Annotated in this window: 2 protein-coding genes and 1 pseudogene; all 3 read right to left on the reverse strand. The window is 59.4% G+C overall.

Features of this window, described 5'->3' with window-relative positions:
- Positions 1-407: pseudogene (locus GRH90_RS25835) on the reverse strand (transposase domain-containing protein); the annotation flags it as partial.
- Between the two features lie 159 nt (positions 408-566).
- Positions 567-914: an IS66 family insertion sequence element accessory protein TnpB gene (tnpB, locus tag GRH90_RS25840; RefSeq protein WP_162368811.1), complete on the reverse strand. Its 348-nt coding sequence runs from the start codon at positions 912-914 to the stop codon at positions 567-569.
- On the reverse strand, positions 911-1,277 hold a 367-nt coding region (tnpA, locus tag GRH90_RS25845; protein WP_162368812.1), incomplete at its 5' end, for an IS66-like element accessory protein TnpA. The genes tnpB and tnpA, both read right to left, overlap by 4 nt.

A 1,277-nucleotide genomic window follows, 5' to 3' on the forward strand; every position in this document is an offset into this window, starting at 1 on the left:
GGCGCCGGCGCCTGGACGATGACATCGCAGCGAGCGCAGGCTTTCTTTTTGCGCCGGGTTTTTATCACCTTGAAGGCGCTTTTGATAAGCTCAAGCTGTTCGCTGACATCCTCGCCCAGCGGCTTAAGGTCGCCGCCGCAGGCGGGACAGGCCGGCTCCTGCGGCTCTAGGCAGCGTTCTTCGCGCGGCAGGTGTGCCGGCAAAGGCCGACGTACCGGCGAGGGACGTAAGGCCGGCGGTACCGCCGGGTCATCGACCCGTGCAGACTGCGCCTTATCTTCCGTCAGCAGTTCCTCCAGGCGATGCTCCAGTTGGACTATCTGCCGCTCGGCCTTTTCCGAGCTGCGCCCGAAGTACAGACGCCGCAGCTTCGCCAGTTGCGCCAGCAGGCGGTCGATTTCCGCTTTGCGTGCGTTAAGGTCATCGTGCAGGGATGCGATGGTCGCCTGTTGTTGCGCGACCAGAGTTTGTTGTTGCAGTACCAGCGCTTGCAGCGCGGGCACGTCAGTGGGCAGGGCATGATTTTTTCTTTTCATGCCAGGATGTTAAGGGAAGCTATCGGGTTATTACAATATCGCCAGGTTAAACGAAGTGCGTTCCGGTTGTTTCCAATTTATTCCCTCAAGCAGCATCGATAACTGAGCTTGCGTCAAGAAGACCTTCCCCTCCCGGGCCTGCGGCCAGACAAAGCGGCCGCGCTCAAGGCGTTTTGCCAATAAGCACAGGCCGTCATCGGTCGACCACAGGACCTTTATCAGGTTGCCGCGTTTCCCCCGGAAGACAAAGACATGGCCGGACAATGGATCTTCCCGGAGGGCGGATACGACTTGGCCAGCCAGGCCCTGGAAGCCCTTTCTCATGTCAGTCTGGCCGGCAACCAGCCAGATACGGGTGCCCGCCGGTAAGCCGATCATGATTGCGGGCCTTTGAGTGCATGGATGAGTGTGCGTAGCAGCGCCGGTGTCAGATTGCCGGTCAGACGTAACCGGGCACCGGTGAACTCAATGTCGCAGGTAACAGGTTGTTCGGCAGAGGGTGAAAGTGATGGCTCGGTGGCCAGCGTGACCGCCAACAGTTCAGCCTGCTTTGTCGCGGGGAGTTTAGGCTGGACGCCGAACTTGCCCTGGCGGTAGAGCTGGCGCCAGTTGAACAACAGATTGTCATTGATACCGTTATCCCGTGCCAGCTTCGCAATGGATACGCCGGGCTGGAGCGCTTGCTCAACCAGGCAGATTTTGAAGTCCAGCGGGAAATTGGGACGACGTCTTGAGGGTTTT

The organism is Acerihabitans arboris (assembly GCF_010131535.1).
GTDB lineage: Bacteria > Pseudomonadota > Gammaproteobacteria > Enterobacterales > Enterobacteriaceae > Acerihabitans > Acerihabitans arboris.